Here is a 16,564-nt window from a genome sequence, read left to right as displayed (position 1 = left end):
AGACTCGCTTGTTGAGACAGACTGGCTGGTGCTCAATGACGCTGAAGCAGACACGCTTGCTGATACAGACTGGCTTGCGCTCATTGACGCTGAAGCACTTGCACTTACTGAGACAGACTGGCTGGTGCTCAATGACGCTGAAGCAGACTCGCTTGTTGAAACTGATTGACTCAAGCTCAACGATGCTGAGGCACTTGCGCTGGTTGAAACTGACTGGCTTAGGCTTACTGATGCTGAAGCACTTGCACTTACTGAGACTGACTGGCTCAGGCTTACTGATGCTGAAGCACTTGCACTGGTTGATACAGACTGGCTGGTGCTCAATGAAGTTGAAGCTGATTCACTTGTTGAAACGGACTGGCTCAGGCTTACTGATGCTGAAGCACTTGCGCTTACTGAGACAGACTGGCTCAAGCTCAATGACGCTGAAGCTGATTCACTTGTTGAGGCTGACTGACTCAAGCTCAATGATGCGGAAGCACTATTGCTTAATGAGACAGATTGACTCAAACTCAACGAAGCTGAAGCAGAGGCACTTGTTGAAACTGATCGGCTCAAGCTTACTGATGCTGAAGTGCTTGTGCTTGCTGATACAGACTGGCTCAGACTTACTGATGCTGAAGCACTAGCACTTACTGAGACAGACTGGCTGGTACTCAATGACGCTGAAGCTGACTCGCTTGTTGAAACTGACTGGCTCAAGCTCATTGACGCTGAAGCTGACTCACTTGTTGAAACTGACTGACTCAAGCTCAATGATGCTGAAGCACTTGTGCTTACTGATACAGACTGGCTGGTGCTCAATGAAGTTGAAGCAGATTCACTTGCCGAAACAGACTGGCTCAAGCTCAATGACGCTGAAGCGCTCGTGCTTGTTGAAACTGATTGACTCAAGCTCAACGATGCTGAGGCACTTGTGCTTACTGATACAGACTGACTGGTGCTCAATGAAGTTGAGGCAGACTCGCTTGTTGAAACTGACTGGCTCAAGATCAATGAGGTTGAGGCACTTGCACTTGTTGAAACTGATTGACTCAAGCTCAACGAAGCTGAGGCACTTGCGCTTACTGAGACAGACTGACTTGTGCTCAATGACGCTGAAGCAGACTCGCTTGTTGAAACTGATTGACTCAAGCTTACTGATGCTGAAGTGCTTGTGCTTGTTGAAACTGACTGGCTCAGGCTTACTGATGCTGAAGCACTTGCGCTTGCTGAAACAGACTGGCTGGTGCTCAATGATGCTGAAGCACTTGCGCTTGTTGAGACAGATTGGCTGCCACTCAACGAAGCTGAGGCAGACTCACTTGCTGAAACGGATTGACTCAAGCTCAATGATGCTGAAGTGCTTGTGCTTGCTGAGACAGACTGGCTCAAGCTTACTGATGCTGAAGCACTGGCACTTGCTGAGACAGACTGACTTGTGCTCAATGACGCTGAAGCTGATTCGCTTGCTGAAACTGATTGGCTCAGGCTTACTGATGCTGAAGCACTGGCACTTGCTGAGACAGACTGACTTGTGCTCAATGACGCTGAAGCAGACTCGCTTGCTGATACAGACTGGCTTGCGCTCATTGAGGTTGAAGCAGATTCACTTGTTGAAACTGACTGGCTCAAGCCCAATGAAGTTGAGGCAGACTCGCTTGTTGAAACTGACTGGCTCAAGCTCAACGAAGCTGAGGCACTTGTGCTTACTGAAACAGACTGACTGGTGCTCAATGAAGTTGAAGCTGATTCACTTGTTGAAACTGACTGACTCAGGCTTACTGATGCTGAAGCACTGGCACTTGCTGAGACTGATTGGCTCAAGCTCAACGAAGCTGAAGCACTGGCACTTACTGAAACGGACTGGCTCAGGCTTACTGATGCTGAAGCAGACTCGCTTGTTGAAACTGATTGACTCAAGCTCAACGATGCTGAGGCACTTGTGCTTACTGAGACAGACTGACTGGTGCTCAATGAAGTTGAAGCTGATTCACTTGTTGAAACTGACTGACTCAGGCTTACTGATGCTGAAGCACTGGCACTTGCTGAGACTGATTGGCTCAAGCTCAACGAAGCTGAAGCACTGGCACTTACTGAAACGGACTGGCTCAGGCTTACTGATGCTGAAGTGCTTGTGCTTGCTGAGACTGACTGGCTTGCGCTCAATGACGCTGAAGCAGACTCGCTTGTTGAAACTGACTGGCTCAGGCTTACTGATGCTGAAGCACTTGTGCTTACTGAGACAGACTGGCTCAAGCTCAACGATGCTGAGGCACTTGCACTTACTGAGACAGACTGGCTTGCGCTCAATGAAGCTGAAGCAGACTCGCTTGTTGAAACTGACTGGCTTGCGCTCAATGAAGCGGAGGCACTTGCACTTGCTGAGACAGACTGGCTCAAGCTCAATGACGTTGAAGTACTTGCACTTGTTGAAACGGATTGGCTCAAGCTTACTGATGCTGAAGTGCTTGTGCTTGCTGAGACAGACTGGCTCAGGCTTACTGATGCTGAAGCACTGGCACTTACTGAGACTGACTGGCTCAAGCTCATTGACGCTGAAGCACTATTACTTAATGAGACGGATTGGCTACCACTCAACGATGCTGAGGCACTCTTACTCAATGAAACTGACTGACTCAAGCTCAACGATGCTGAAGCACTGGCACTTACTGAGACAGACTGGCTACCACTCAATGAAGTTGAAGCACTCTTACTTAGTGAGACTGATTGACTACCACTCAACGAAGCGGAGGCGCTCTTACTTAATGAAACTGACTGACTCAAGCTCAACGATGCTGAAGCGCTCTTGCTCAATGAGACAGATTGACTCAAGCTCAATGACGCTGAAGCACTATTACTTAATGAGATAGATTGGCTACCACTCAGTGAAGCTGAAGCACTTTTGCTCAATGAGACGGATTGGCTACCACTTAACGATGCTGAGGCACTCTTACTTAATGAGACGGATTGGCTACCACTCAACGATGCTGAAGCACTATTACTTAATGAGACAGATTGACTACCACTCAACGATGCTGAGGCACTCTTACTCAATGAAACTGACTGACTCAAGCTCAACGATGCTGAGGCACTTTCACTTGTTGAAACGGACTGGCTTGTTGAAACGGATTGGCTCAGGCTCAATGAGGTTGATGCACTCTTACTTAGTGAAACGGATTGGCTCAAGCTCAACGATGCTGAAGTACTATTGCTCAATGAGACGGATTGACTACCACTCAACGAGGCTGAGGCACTTGCACTTGTTGAAACGGATTGGCTCAAGCTTACTGATGCTGAAGCACTTGCGCTTGTTGAGACAGATTGACTACCACTCAGTGAAGCTGAGGCGCTCTTGCTCAATGAAACTGATCGACTCAAGCTCAATGACGCTGAAGCAGACTCGCTTGTTGAAACTGACTGGCTCAGGCTTACTGATGCTGAAGCACTTGTGCTTACTGAGACAGACTGGCTCAAGCTCAACGATGCTGAGGCACTTGCACTTACTGAGACAGACTGGCTTGCGCTCAATGAAGCTGAAGCAGACTCGCTTGTTGAAACTGACTGGCTTGCGCTCAATGAAGCTGAGGCACTTGCACTTGTTGAAACGGATCGACTCAAGCTCAATGACGCTGAAGCAGACTCACTTGTTGAAACGGATTGACTCAAGCTCAATGACGCTGAGGCACTTGCGCTTGTTGAAACTGATCGACTCAAGCTCAATGACGCTGAAGCAGACTCACTTGTTGAAACGGATTGACTCAAGCTCAATGACGCTGAAGCAGACTCACTTGTTGAAACTGACTGGCTCAGGCTTACTGATGCTGAAGCACTATTGCTCAATGAGGCAGATTGACTACCACTCAACGAAGCTGAAGCACTTGTTGAAACTGACTGGCTCAAGCTCAATGACGCTGAAGCACTATTACTTAATGAGACGGATTGGCTACCACTCAACGATGCTGAGGCACTCTTACTCAATGAAACTGACTGACTCAAGCTCAACGATGCTGAAGCACTATTACTTAATGAGACAGATTGACTACCACTCAACGATGCGGAGGCACTGACACTTGTTGAAACTGATTGGCTACCACTCAACGAAGTTGAAGCACTCTTACTTAGGGAGACGGATTGACTACCACTCAACGAAGCGGAGGCGCTCTTACTTAATGAAACTGACCGACTCAAGCTCAACGATGCTGAAGCACTATTGCTCAATGAGACGGATTGACTACCGCTAACCGAGCCAGAAACACTATTGCTCGCTGAAACCGAACGGCTGGCGCTCAATGAAGCAGCGCTCTGACTCACTGAGACAGACTGACTACCGCTCACTGAGGCCGAAACACTATTTCTCGCTGAAACCGAGCGGCTGGCGCTCATCGATGCCGATTGGCTATTGCGCAAGGAAGTAGACAAGCTCTGGCTAGCAGAAACTGAACGGCTGGCGCTCAATGAAGCCGACGCACTCGCTGATGTACTAGCACTTACTGAGGCACTGGTTGACTGTCTTTGACTTAGACTAGTTGAAGCACTTCTACTCTTATAATCACTGTCAGAAAGTTTTATAGTAATCGTATCCGTAGTCTTATCTTTATAGATAATGGTAACTGTTCCATTGTTACTAATAGTAAAGGAATCAATACGTTTTTCCTGCTTATTGTTTAGTTTCTCAACAGCCGCCAATATACGAGTTTTTTCTTGAAGTTTTAATTCAGAAACATTCTCTACTTGGAAGGTTTCGGTCGGTGCTACCCCTTCCATAATATCTGTCAGTCTACCTTGCACAATACGGACATTACCTGGCGAAGCATTTCCTGCACTATTTTTATTCCCAGCCTTATCCGTTGCTACTGCATTACGTTGCCAACTATTTCTACCATTTTTATCGTACTCTAGATTATCATTCAAATGAGCTCTTACTGTAATGCGAGCTGGACTAGCAGTAGTCGCTGTGATATTCCCCGTTAAATGATCTACTGTTCCCGTCCCATATTTATTATCTTCAAAGAAATTATTTTTAAGGGCTGAACCATTTGCATCTTCATTTGAAACGATCTTAAATTCTGATAATTGCCCGCTATTATCTGTAGCAGTGAAATTAATTTGAATATCATCTCCTGCGTACACAACATAGTTGCCGTTTACAGGTGTTAGAGTTTGACCGTTACGAGTCACCGTCGCACTTGGAACTGGAACAGCATCCATATTAGCTGGGATAACAGCTGTAGTATTATCACGGTAGGTAATGGTAATATTCCCATTTTCAGCTACCGAAATCGTTCCGGTTACGCCATCTTTCGTAAAATCACTACCAGATAAAAGCGACTGGTTTTTTTCTTTAAATTTTTCAAGTACTTGATTGCGTTCACTTACAGTCAAAGAAGAGGGATTCTTAACAATAACAGTATCCCCACTAACTGGGTTGTGGCGTTCGTTGAAGCCTTTGATATGGAAATTCGTACGTGCTGTCGCAGTCAGGCCATGAATATCTGTTACTGTGTACTCCAGAACATAGGTACCAGGCTTATAGGGTTTCCAAGTTCCGTTTTCACGACCCACTGACCCTATTATGTCAATGGTGTATGACCTTTGACCACCTGTTTTATTCCCCCTTTGATCATAGATATATAGATCTCCAAATTCCCCTTTCTTGTTAGTTGGATAGTTCGGTGCTTTTAAACCTGTAATAATAGCATTGGATGGGGAGGCCGTGATTTTAGCCATCCCTTTATCATCATTCAGTCTTATCTGAAAATTATTGATTGCTTCATCATTATAAATTGTGATAGTAGATGGCATAGAGATTGTAGGTGGATTAGAAGCCGCACGTAGGTGTGCCCCTCTAGTAATCACTGTCCCATTTCGTACATCGCGTACACCAGAATTAGCCGCAAAAACAGCATTAATAATCGAATTACGTGCTAAAGTAGCTTTTTGCACTACTGTTGTTAAATCACTAGTCGGATCAGTCAGGGCTTTTTCAATTTCTGTTACTGCAGCATTGGCCTTAACAAGAGCTGAATCCGTATTTGGCAAACCAACTGCTTTTGCTAGATAGTCACCTATTTCAGCTGAAAGATTGGTCAACTTCCTACGGTTTTCTTCTTGTTGTTTAGCAGTGACAGACTCTTTTGGTGAAGTGGTCACGGTCTTATCTACCGTTTGACTCTTCTCAGCTTGTTTGAGCGCATCCTTGCCTTGAGCTTGGTTCTTATCCGCTAGCACACCAGCGGCCAAGTTGTTGCTGGTTGCTAGAGCTTGGCTATTGCTCAAAGTAGCGCTAGCTAAACTTTGTCCTGCACCAGATGAAACAAAGCTATCAGCAACATTGACTCTGATATCCAGTGAGACAGAATTAGAAGCTGAGACGGAAGCATCAGCTACTGACGCGCTAGTTAGCACTTTATCCTGCTCTAGAGAAGTTGTAGTGTTAGCACTTTCTAGCTTAGCTGGCGCTTTGCTTTCTGATACCTTTGTAGCAGGCTCAGTAGTCACTGACTTGCTAGTCAAGACTGAATTGCTAGCAGATACAGACTGGCTGATAGAAACTGAGCTACTAGCCGAAACTGATTGGCTGATCGATTGACTGACAGACTGGCTAGTCGAGATGCTAAGAGACACTGACTCACTTGTAGAGACAGAAGAGCTGACTGATTGTTCAACCGAAATAGAAGCTGATTCAGAGGCTTGTTCTGCTTTTGCTTTTTGCATTTCCGCTTGCGCTTGAGCAATGATCGAATTTGTACTTGCTTCTGCAGCTTCCTCATTGTCCTTGACTTCAGCTGAGATAACTGCTTTATCAGTATATTCAGATGTTTCATCTGCATAGACAGACTGCTCCTGAGTCACCATTAGCCCCGCTGCCCCAGCGGCTAATATCCCTCCCAGACCTGCAAGAGTATTGAGGCCCAGATGGTCGTGATCAAGCTCTTCAGTATCTGACAAGCTGCTTGAGACAACTTCTCCCATTCCACCAATACGAAAGAGGTCGAGTTGAGAATTTGAAGCTTTTACCCAATTTTTCCCAGACTTATAGAGCTTATATCGCTTCTTTTCGTCAATAATCTCGAAATCTTTGTTATATTTCTTACTTCGAAACATCCTTTTCCTTTCCTTTTCCAACATGCCAGTTTTTGTTAATCTCATGACCATTAGCAAAGAAACTGACTCATTGTATGCTATAGTTTATAAGCAAAAATACACACTTTTATACATTTTTATTCTAGGTGTCCTAATGCTCCAGATAGTATTTTAACAAAAATAAGACAAGAATTCAATCTATTGAAATCTTTATTTATTGACAATAAGCTTGATAAATCAAGCTATTTTGAGATATCCATATTAACCTAGAGATTTAAACTATAGGTTAATATAGGAATTGACAATAAGTAACTATTTATACAAAAAAAGCTAGACGGCTGACCCGAGATACTGGGCTCAGATCCGTCTAACTTTTTCTTTATCATATTTTGAATGGATTAGTGAAAAAGATGATTAATAATCCAAATCTTCTGCATACCCAGCTCCATTTCCTACAAAGTAGCCTGTCTTACAGTTCATACTAAATAGATAAGTACCATCTGGTTTATAGAGATTGTAGTAGCCATTCCCCTTGACAATATTAACTTTTTCAAGGATAAACTGATCTCCTGTGATGTAGCCGCGCTCGCGAGACACCTTGAGGATTGTTTCCAAGACACCTGGATTGAAAGTCCAAGCAGGATTGTTCACATCATCAATCGCTGCTTGATTGTAAGGCACACGGCTAAGGTGGCGCTGGAGGTTAACTCCTGCACTTGGCAGTCCGATACCAGTTTCTGCATTTCTAATGCCACTAGGATCACTAGGCGCTGGAGTCACAGCTGGCGGCGTTGATGGTGCAGCCGGTGCCGTAGAAGGCGCTGACGATTCCACTGTCGGACTAGGCGCTGGTGCTGGTAGCTGCTGACTGCGTCCTTGAGCAATAGCCGCCTTCAAGACCTCATCCAACTTGCTATTACCTGTCGATACATCTGGAAGATTAGCGTTTTCTTTCACTTGGGCATCTGTCTTCAATAGACCGTCAACGATGGCACCTGTGTTGAATTGTGAATTGACACTTTGGATAGCAGAAATTTGCTTGACAAGGTCATCATATTTCTTCTTAGCAGCCGTATATTCTGAGCTGCCAGTTAAGACATCTAACTTAGTTTTCAGCTTATCCAAATCGCCAAACTTGTCATTTTTGATGGCTGTCTGACTACTATCCGTAAAGAAGCTAGCATAAAGGTCTTCAAATTCTTTAGCAGCCTCTTTCTTAGCTTCGCTAGAGCTTGTAGATTTCTTTTTGCTAGAAGAAACTGTCGAACTGGAACCAGTTGTCGACTTGTGGCTCCCCCACCCTTGATGAAAATACCAAGTCGTTCCAGCGGCAAGCGCTACAAGACCTAAGGCCGAGTATAGGAAGCCTTTCTTCTTGTAGAAAGGTTTTGTCTCAGGCTCGTCCTCATCTTCAAACACTGTCGGAACTGGATTTGATACCGGCTTTGTTGCTGGGATGATTGGTGCTTCAGCTGCAACTGTTAGCGCTGGTTGTGCAGCCTTTGTAGTCTCTACGTTTGCTGAATTTGCAGTTTCTGCTTTCACTGGCTGCGCCGAAGGTGATGCCGTATTGGCAGTATTTTCCTTCGCCTGAGACTGACTCTTAAGCTGTTTGATGGTCTCTTGTATCAAAGCTTCTTTTTGTTGTGCCAGCTCTTCCATGATTCTCAGCTTTTGGGTTTCAAATTTTCCAGCCTCGATTTCATCTCGGTGTTGCTTGATGTACTTATCTAGGATATTGTCTCCTTCAGTCACACCAGCCTCGACTTCCTCGTTTTTCCGAGCAGCCTGACCGACCGTCATCTCTTTCGCATCTTCTAAATCAAGAACGGTTTCTTTTGATTCTTGCTCTGTTGGCATCTTTTCTTCTTTGCTCACAGCATTTCCTTTCTAATCTAGTTGTCTTTTGACCCTTTGGCCAAAGTATTGATATAAGTCTACTTTTAGAGTACCGTTGTAGAGTTTTCGTTTTTTGTCCGCCTGACTGCCATATTTGGCTTCAAAAGCCTCATCACTGGTCAAGATAAATTTACTCCAGGTCTTCAACGGAGCAAAAGTTTGTCCCATTTCTTGATAGAGCTTGGTCACCGCATCATCGTCCAACAAACGCTCACCATAAGGCGGATTGGAAATAATGACACCATTGATCTTGTCCGTATGAAGGTCCTGCAGACGCATTTGCTTAAATTGAATCTGGTCAGCAACACCCGCTTCTTCTGCATTTTTCTTGGCAATATCTACCAAACGGGCATCCAAATCGGAACCTGAAATATCCAGCTGGATGTCTTGGTCAATCTGAGCTAGGGCTTCTGCCCTAAGTCGACGTACCAAGTCCTTTTCTACCCAATTCCAGTCTTCAAAAGTAAAGGAACGGTGTAAACCTGGCGCCATCTTCATCCCAATCATGGCCGCTTCGATACAGAAGGTTCCTGATCCGCAAGTCGGGTCAATCAAGGGTTTGTCCGGATACCAGTTCGACAAAAGCAAAATCGCAGCTGCCATATTTTCCTTGATTGGTGCTCCGCCCTTCTCTGTCCGATAGCCACGTTTGAACAAGCTAGAGCCACTGGTATCAATCATGACTGTCACCAAATCTTTCAAAATGGAAACTTCAATCTTAAACTCTGCCCCATTTTCCTGCAAGGGGACACCTTCTGGACGAGCATAATGCTTTTGCAATTTTTTCACAACTGCTTTTTTTGAAATGGCTTGAACACTAGGCTCATTATGCAGTTTTGACTTGACACATTTGGCTTTAGAAATGGGAAATTTGGCACCTAAGGGTAGATAATTTTCCCAATCCAAGGCAAAGACACCTTGAAAAAGCTCCTCAAATGTTTTGGCTGGAAATGTTCCCACAACAATCTTAATCCGATCCGCTGAGCGCAGCCAGAGATTGGTTTGAATGATGGTAGCGATGTCGCCACTAAAGCGAACACGGCCATTTTCAACCTGACAATCTAGACCCAAATCTCGGATTTCACGGCCGACCACAGCTTCCAAACCTGCCGCCGCTGTAGCAATTAAATTAAATTTTTCTTTCATTCTTTCTTACTCTATCACTATCCGCTTAGCCACGCCGTTAAAAACTGGCCTCAGCTAGAAAGTAGAATGTTCTTGCTTGGCTCCTCATTTTGAGAAAAAACTTGCTTTCCTATTTTTTTGTCCCTTGCAGCAATCTTCTGTCCAAGGGGCTCTATATCTTAATCAAAAAGCTAGCATACGCTAGCTAACCTATGTGCAATTTTCTATAAGCCATGTTTTGTTCCAGAAATGACTAGGTACCATCTCCTTCGATAATCATCTGTCTACTGTTTCCAGTCAGAATGCTATGTTCGTTTCCACGCATTCCGTGCCCCGACCAAAGTTTGGGTTGCTAGCTTGAGGGGTTTACCGCGTTCCACTTCTTCTGTTTCCAGAAGAACTACGTCACTGTGGCACTTTCAGACCTATTCAGACCTATCTAAAGACTTAGCCTTTTCAGTCGCCGTAACGGATTGCTCCGTCCCTAGGCTTATTGTTTCGCCTAGCACAAACACTACCAGCATCACAGCCGGTGCTAGCATGGACTTTCCTCATGAAAATATTAAATCTTCACGCGATTATCCAAAAATTGCACTCTGCAACATTATTGCTCTTCGCTGTCCAGAATCTGTTTGCCAAAAACTTCCTTTTCCAAACGGCTTAAGCGTTTCAAAATATCGAAGTTAGTCGCTGTTCCCATCTGTGGCATCTCAATTGTTGGTTGAGCTGGCTGATTAGGCGCGGAAGGAGTAGGAGTTTCTTGATTCGATACTTGTTCCTTCAGAAGGGTAATCTCCTCACGCAACTCCTTTACCAAGGCTGCATAAGTTTCATAATCCTTAATCACATCATCTAAAAACTCATCCACTTCAGCCTTGCTATATCCTCGCACTTCACGCTTAAAGTCTTGATCAAAAATATCTTTTGCTGTATAAATAATACTCGCCATGCTCTCACTCCAATCTAGTTTATCATATCCAATTATATACGAAATCACCTATAAAAAGCAAGATTTATACCCTACTTTTCCGAAAAAATTTCTGCAACCTCATTCAAATCATCAAATGTTAATTTTTTGATAAAATACTGTTCTTGATTCTTCATCTCCCTGTAAAGATATTTAAGATTGGTCTCATTTTCTTCATCGTAAAATAGATAAGCTCCATCCGTATTCTGAAGAAGAAATTGGTTGTACTCGCGAAACTGACTCGGATTTTGATAGCTAGGATAAGCATATTTGACAAAATCTACTTGTTTAAAATCCGCTAGTTTAGCCTGATTTGCTTCATTCCAATTCTTTCCTTGATCTTCAAAAAGAAAAATCGTAGCAATCTTGAAATTATAATCTTCTCTCAATTCCCGAGCGACCTCCAAAACCCAAGTTTCAAAACCTAGATTTCCCGTAAAGATGAGCCACTCCAATCCTTCATCCAGCAAGCGCTGCAAATCCCGTCTGACCGCTTCTTTGATGATCTGGATGCGCATGTCTTTCTCATTCGTAATGCCAAGTTCAAAAGCCTTATACCCTACAATTAATAGACTTGTCATTTATTCTCCCTCAAAAAATATTTTTATGATATAATAGAGTGATGTTATTGTACCAATAAGGAGTTTTATGGTCAACTACCCTCACAAGCTAAAGATAAAAAGTAAACTAGCCCATCCAGGTTCAAAGACGGCTGTGAATTTTGCCAATCGTGGGATGTCTTTTGAGAAGATGATCAACGAATCCAACAGCTACTATTTGAGTAGGGGACTCGCAGTCATTCATAAGAAGCCGACACCCATTCAGATCGTCAAAGTGGACTATCCTCAACGCAGTCGTGCAAAGATTGTGGAGGCCTACTTCCGACAGGCATCCACGACCGATTATTCTGGCGTCTTTAAGGGACATTATATTGATTTTGAAGCCAAGGAAACACGGCAAAAAACAGCCATGCCTCTAAAGAATTTCCATCTACACCAGATTGAACATATGGAAGCTGTCCTTCAGCAAAAAGGAATTTGCTTTGTCTTACTGCACTTCTCTAGCTTGCGGGAGACTTATCTACTTCCAGCATCTTATTTGATTACATTTTATAAGATGGATAAAGGCGGAAAATCCCTCCCTTTATCTTACATTCAAGAACATGGATTTTTAATCGAAACAAAGCAATTTCCAAGCATCCCTTACCTTGAAATTATCGAACAAAAACTACTAGGTGGTATCTCAAATGAATAAACAAACCCTTTTGCAGGCCTTAAAATATCTTGCAACTGCCCTCTTATCTCTCTTTATCATTGGAGTTGTGACTGGCGTTCTTGTCTTCACATACTATGTCGCCAAGTCTCCTACCCTTTCTGAGAAGGATCTTGTCGCAACAACTTCAAGTAAGATTTACGATAGCGATAACAATCTGATTGCAGACCTAGGTTCTGAAAAGCGGGTCAATGCGTCAACAGACCAGATCCCTACACAGCTAGTAGATGCCATCGTTGCGATTGAGGACCACCGCTTCTTTAATCACCGTGGGGTTGATTTCATTCGGATAGGAGGAGCCTTCCTAAGCAATCTGAAAGGAGGCGGACGTCAAGGGGGATCTACCTTAACCCAGCAGTTGATCAAGTTGACTTATTTCTCCACTTCCTCAGCGGATGCTACCCTTTCTCGGAAAATCCAAGAAGCATGGCTGGCAACTCAACTTGAGCGAAAGGCTACCAAACAAGAAATCTTGACATACTATGTCAATAAAGTCTATATGTCTAATGGAAATTACGGGATGCAAACAGCTTCTCAAAGTTACTATGGCAAAGATTTGAAAGATTTGACCCTTCCTCAGATTGCCCTGCTTGCAGGAATGCCTCAGGCTCCTAACCAATATGACCCTTACACAAATCCAGAAGCTGCCACTCAGCGTCGGAATCTCGTACTATCTGAAATGTATGAACTCAAGTACATCTCACCAGAACAATACGAACAAGCTATCAATACCCCAGTAACCGACGGCTTACAGAGCTTGAAAAATTCAGCTAGCTATCCTGCCTATATGGATAACTACTTAAAAGAAGTTATTGAGCAAGTCGAAGAAGAAACTGGCTACAATGTCCTTACGACTGGTATGGAAGTTTATACCAACGTTAATACCGAAGCCCAGAAAAAATTGTGGGATATTTACAACACGGAAGAATATGTTGCTTATCCAGATGATGAACTGCAAGTGGCATCAACTGTTATGGATGTTACCGACGGGAAAGTCATTGCCCAACTGGGTGCTCGCCATCAGTCTTCCAACGTTTCTTTTGGTACCAACCAAGCAGTCGAAACGAATCGCGACTGGGGTTCTACCATGAAACCAATTACCGATTATGCTCCAGCCTTGGAATACAATGTTTTCACTTCCACTGCTGCCTCAATCCAAGATGCTCCTTACTATTTCCCTGGAACATCTACCCCTGTCTATAACTGGGATAAACGCTATTATGGCTGGATTACTATCCAATACGCTATCCAAGAATCCCGTAACGTACCAGCCGTCAAATCGCTGGAAGCAGTCGGATTAGATAATTCATTGAAGTTCCTCAATGGCCTTGGTATTAATTACCCTGAAATGCATTATTCTAATGCGATTTCAAGTAATACAAGCGAATCTGGTAACCAATACGGAGCAAGTAGCGAAAAAATGGCTGCCGCTTACGCTGCCTTTGCTAATGGCGGTACATATTACAAACCGCAATACGTCAACCGAGTTGTCTTTAGCGACGGTACAGAAAAAGTCTTTTCAAATGGCGGATCAAAAGCCATGAAAGAGACGACAGCCTACATGATGACAGACATGATGAAGACCGTTCTTCAGTCTGGAACTGGTACCAATGCTGCAATTCCAGGAGTCTATCAAGCAGGTAAAACTGGTACTTCCAACTATGCAGATGATGAACTAGAGAAGTTGACAAAACCTTATTATAGTTCTAGCATTGTCACACCAGACGAGCTATTTGTTGGCTACACTCCACAGTACTCTATGGCTGTTTGGACCGGTTACTCAAATCGCCTCACTCCTGTTTTAGACGATGGAGTTAAAGTGGCAACCGATGTTTACCGCTCTATGATGCTCTATCTGACAGGCTATAGCAATGAAGACTGGACACCACCAAGCGGACTTTTCCGTAGCGGATCCTATCTCTATCTCAATGGTACTTCTACTTACAGTCGCGCTTATACCCAATCATCTTCAAGCTCCACTTCTGAGTCAAGCTCAGAATCTTCAAGTCAAAGTACGAGTGAATCTAGCGAAGAACATAGTAGTACCAACTCTAGTTCCCAAACAAGTTCAACAAGTTCTGGAACAACCAGCAGCTCAACTACTTCTAACCAAGGAGCTGAACATCGATAAACCAAAAAAGATTGGATTTCTAAAATCCAATCTTTTTTATGTTTAAATAAATCAATAGCTTTCTGCAATTGCTCATCCCATCAAATTATTTCGCCATTAGCAAGAGCTCCCATTGGATCCCATGGCGCTAGGACAATTGGATCAGCATTGTAGGCCGCCAACTCTTCTGGAGTCAAGAATTCTTTTCTGACTACGATTTGGTAAGTGTACTCATCCATCCAAGCGTCGCTGGCGACAAAGTATCCCTTATCACCAACCTTTTCGCCCCAAGAATTTTCTACTTTCCATTTTTTAGCTTGACCCTTTTCATCCAAGTCCACTCCAGCCAGTACCATGGCATGAGTCATGAGGCTTTCGCTGTAATCAAGACGACCCGCCTTATCTTGGGTCAACTGGATATCCATACTAGATGTTAAATCATGCATACCTGCTTCCATGATACCAGCCTTGCGATTGCTGGACTGACCCACATCAGAGCCAAACCAAACGGTCTCGCCAGCCTGCATCTGAGCGATTGCCAATTCCTTAAGACGTTTCATTTCTACATTCAAATAGCGAACAGGTTTACTGCCGACTACATTGCCCAACATCTCGACTGTGTAAGACTTGCCATAAGGTTTATCGGCTGTTGGCGCATTGATAATTGACACATAGTCATCCAGCTCGAGGTCTACATATTTTTGGTAAAAGGACTGTGGAGTCAAATTAGCTTCTCTATGGTAATTACCGTCCTTATCTCGATAAGCAAAGTCAAACTTCCGAGGAGGTAAGCCCAACGACATCGCTAAGAAATTAAAAATTTCCTGTAGCAAAGCTTCTTTCTTGGCTTGTAGACTAGCTTCATCTGCACCACTCAAGGCCAGCTCACGCAAGATTTGCGCATCCTGACGCAAGAGTTTATTGAGAATCTGATTGAGCTCACGGCTATTGCTAGAAGAAATTGACTCTGGATAGACTGACTTAGGCACGACGCCGTATTTTTCAAAAAGCGCCACGACCATATCCCACTGACCGCCATCCTGCTGAGGCGTATCTAGGAGAAACTTGACCTTGCGGCTAGTCAAGTCTTGGTCAGCCGTTGCCAAAACCTGCTCTAAGAACCAGTTGGATTTTTCATATTTATCCCAAAAGAAGGTATGAGCCTGAGCCAGCTCAAAATCCTCCAGCTGGAAGCCCGCAATCATCTTGTGACGGAAAGTATTGAGAGCTGCAAACATCCAGCAGCGGCCAGAAGCCTTCTGGTCGCTGACCTTGTCCTTAGTGAGATCCAGTGAGAAAACAGGTGCATTTTCTACAGCAGCAGTCCGTTTTTCTAAAGAAGTCAAAAGACCATTGTGGCTAATAGCATTCTCCATTGCTGCATACTTGGGATTGGCCTCATAAGCAGCGTACAACTTATCTGTAAAATCTTGTTTTAATGAATTCATAGAATCCTCCTTGTCATTATACATCTATTATAGAACTTTAAAAAAAGAGCGCAAGTAAAAAAGTTAGGCAAGCCTAACTTTTTTATTTTAAATCTGATTTTAAGATCCCATAGACGGAAAAATCTTTGACTTGTCCTTTATGAAATACAGCCTGCCGAAAAGTACCTTCGTAGCTCATGCCAGCTTTAGTCATAACACGCCCCGAAGCTGGATTGGCTGTTACAAATCTTGCTGTGACACGATTGAATCCTGCGTCTTGCAAGAGGTAGTTCAAAACAGCTTTCAAAGCTTCTGTCATCAGCCCCTGCCCCCAATAGTCTTTACTTAGAATATAACCGACCTCGCAAGCATTAACCGTATCATCTCTATCCACCACGCTGATGTCCCCAATGACAGAATCAGGATTTTCTTTTAGGCAGATAGCCCACTTGTAAAAATCCAAGTTTTGATAATTCTCAACCCAGCGAGCAATAGACTGTTGGGTAACATCAGGACTCTCATGAACATCCCAAGTCACATGCAGCAAATTGTCCGGACGAGAAGCCCAATTGTCATACATAGCCTGAGCATCCGATTCCAGAAAAGGTCTTAACAAAAGACGTTTGGTTTCAATAGACTGTGTACCTGTCTTTTTCATTGCTTCCTCGTTTCTTGGCTCAGACTAAAAAGTTTCGATCG

Annotated in this window: 9 protein-coding genes and 1 other RNA gene; 2 read left to right on the top strand and 8 right to left on the bottom strand. The window is 43.9% G+C overall.

The genetic code is table 11. The features are described from left to right. The 6 genes from D8793_RS11950 to D8793_RS11045 all read right to left on the bottom strand — a co-directional run. Positions 1-7,086 (bottom strand): MiiA motif-containing surface protein (locus D8793_RS11950; RefSeq protein WP_185761196.1); only part of this gene is annotated, 7,086 nt, incomplete at its 3' end. A 393-nt stretch (positions 7,087-7,479) separates the two neighbouring features. Beyond that, positions 7,480-8,943, bottom strand: coding sequence for a cell division site-positioning protein MapZ family protein (locus D8793_RS11065; RefSeq protein WP_125372304.1), 1,464 nt, complete (start codon positions 8,941-8,943; stop codon positions 7,480-7,482). 12 nt (positions 8,944-8,955) lie between these two features. Beyond that, a complete protein-coding gene (locus D8793_RS11060; protein WP_125372302.1) occupies positions 8,956-10,110 on the bottom strand; it encodes a THUMP domain-containing class I SAM-dependent RNA methyltransferase in 1,155 nt (384 codons plus the stop codon). Positions 10,111-10,311: 201 nt separating this feature from the next. Next, positions 10,312-10,679, bottom strand: an RNA gene (rnpB, locus tag D8793_RS11055) — RNase P RNA component class B. 14 nt (positions 10,680-10,693) lie between these two features. Further along, positions 10,694-11,038 (bottom strand): cell division regulator GpsB, encoded by a 345-nt coding sequence (gene gpsB / locus D8793_RS11050; RefSeq protein WP_125372300.1) that lies wholly within the window; start codon positions 11,036-11,038, stop codon positions 10,694-10,696. Positions 11,039-11,109: 71 nt separating this feature from the next. After that, positions 11,110-11,637 carry an SLOG family protein gene (locus D8793_RS11045; RefSeq protein WP_125372298.1) on the bottom strand — a complete coding sequence of 176 codons (528 nt, stop codon included), beginning with the start codon at positions 11,635-11,637 and terminating at the stop codon, positions 11,110-11,112. 67 nt (positions 11,638-11,704) lie between these two features. Here D8793_RS11045 and recU point away from each other — a divergent pair, with 67 nt between their 5' ends. Both recU and pbp1a read left to right on the top strand, forming a co-directional pair. Beyond that, entirely contained in the window at positions 11,705-12,310 is a 606-nt protein-coding gene (gene recU, locus D8793_RS11040) for a Holliday junction resolvase RecU (RefSeq protein ID WP_125372296.1), read from the top strand. Then, a complete protein-coding gene (pbp1a, locus tag D8793_RS11035; RefSeq protein ID WP_125372294.1) occupies positions 12,303-14,459 on the top strand; it encodes a penicillin-binding protein PBP1A in 2,157 nt (718 codons plus the stop codon). The genes recU and pbp1a overlap by 8 nt, the downstream gene beginning before the upstream one ends. An 80-nt stretch (positions 14,460-14,539) precedes the next feature. Here the strand turns inward: pbp1a and pepC are convergent, their stop codons facing one another. Both pepC and D8793_RS11025 read right to left on the bottom strand, forming a co-directional pair. Then, positions 14,540-15,886 (bottom strand): aminopeptidase C, encoded by a 1,347-nt coding sequence (gene pepC / locus D8793_RS11030; protein WP_125372292.1) that lies wholly within the window; start codon positions 15,884-15,886, stop codon positions 14,540-14,542. An 82-nt stretch (positions 15,887-15,968) separates the two neighbouring features. Continuing rightward, positions 15,969-16,523, bottom strand: coding sequence for a GNAT family N-acetyltransferase (locus D8793_RS11025; protein WP_125372290.1), 555 nt, complete (start codon positions 16,521-16,523; stop codon positions 15,969-15,971). Between the last annotated feature and the right edge of the window lie 41 nt (positions 16,524-16,564).

It is taken from the genome of Streptococcus cristatus (assembly GCF_003943465.1).
GTDB classification, from domain to species: domain Bacteria; phylum Bacillota; class Bacilli; order Lactobacillales; family Streptococcaceae; genus Streptococcus; species Streptococcus cristatus_C.
This window is presented reverse-complemented; position numbering and strand designations above follow the sequence as displayed.

What these genes read in the sequence shown, in the direction of transcription:
- D8793_RS11025 (WP_125372290.1), bottom strand. Translation starts at nt 16,523, where the DNA reads ATGAAAAAGACAGGTACACAGTCTATTGAAACCAAACGTCTTTTGTTA.
- gpsB (WP_125372300.1), bottom strand. Translation starts at nt 11,038, where the DNA reads ATGGCGAGTATTATTTATACAGCAAAAGATATTTTTGATCAAGACTTT.
- D8793_RS11045 (WP_125372298.1), bottom strand. Translation starts at nt 11,637, where the DNA reads ATGACAAGTCTATTAATTGTAGGGTATAAGGCTTTTGAACTTGGCATT.
- D8793_RS11060 (WP_125372302.1), bottom strand. Translation starts at nt 10,110, where the DNA reads ATGAAAGAAAAATTTAATTTAATTGCTACAGCGGCGGCAGGTTTGGAA.
- recU (WP_125372296.1), top strand. Translation starts at nt 11,705, where the DNA reads ATGGTCAACTACCCTCACAAGCTAAAGATAAAAAGTAAACTAGCCCAT.
- pepC (WP_125372292.1), bottom strand. Translation starts at nt 15,886, where the DNA reads ATGAATTCATTAAAACAAGATTTTACAGATAAGTTGTACGCTGCTTAT.
- pbp1a (WP_125372294.1), top strand. Translation starts at nt 12,303, where the DNA reads ATGAATAAACAAACCCTTTTGCAGGCCTTAAAATATCTTGCAACTGCC.